1 pseudogene is annotated in these 869 nt (G+C 67.9%); it reads right to left on the minus strand.

Annotated elements, in window-relative coordinates:
* Positions 1-766 (minus strand): annotated as a pseudogene (locus tag FXN61_RS49705) (transposase); the annotation flags it as partial.
* Between the last annotated feature and the right edge of the window lie 103 nt (positions 767-869).

The following is an 869-nucleotide window of genomic DNA, read 5'->3' on the forward strand; positions in this document are numbered from 1 at the left end:
GTTGTTCGAGGGTGAGGATGGCGCGGGCGTAGTGGGTGACCCGTTCGGGGCTGGCGCGGACTCGGGTGAGGACGCGCCAGTTCTTGAGGGTGGCGATGCCGCGTTCGACCAGGCAGCGGAGGGCGGAGTGGGCGCGGTTGGCGGCGCGTCTGCCTGGGGTGAACTCGTTTTTGTAGCGGCGGTAGGGCAGGTGGACGCCCTCGCCGGCGCCGATGTAGCCGCGGTCGGCGACGAGCTGCAGTCCTGCGTCGCGGCAGGTGTCGAGGATGCCGTGAGTGCGGGCGGCGGTCAGGTCGTAGACCGAGCCGGGTAGTCCGTCGGAGACCCAGGCGAGCCGGCCGTAGGGGTCGGTGAGGACCTGCACGGTGATGCCGTGGTGGCGGGTTTGACGCTGTAGCAGGTTTTCAGGCGCTCGCGGTCACCGCAGCGGTCGATGCGGATGACGGTGCCGTCCAGCAGTGCGTAGTTGGAGAAGGACCCGGCGAGCCGGGTGACGGCGCGGCCGGGGCTGGGTGCTCGTGCGGCGAGCAGGTCGGTGGTTTCGCGGATGTAGCGGTAGGCGGTGGCCAGGCCGATGCCGAACCCGGTGGCGAGTCGCTGGTTAGGTGTCGCCGTTGCGTAAGTGCGCCAGTACCAGCAGGGCCTGGCGGTTGCTGGGCAGGCGACGCCAGCGGGACCCGATGCTGCTGCGGTGGCGGCGGATCAGCCGGGCGACGTAGTCCAGGGTGCGATTGGACAACGTCATCGCGGATGGATACAACAGCATGTGAAGCCCTTGGTCAGACTTGTTGATCGTGGTTGACGACCTGTCTACCAAGGGCTTCACCCATGCCTGAGCCCACCCCACCTGCAAGATCAGGATGGAAAAG

This window comes from Lentzea indica, from assembly GCF_012184385.1.
GTDB lineage: Bacteria > Actinomycetota > Actinomycetes > Mycobacteriales > Pseudonocardiaceae > Lentzea > Lentzea indica.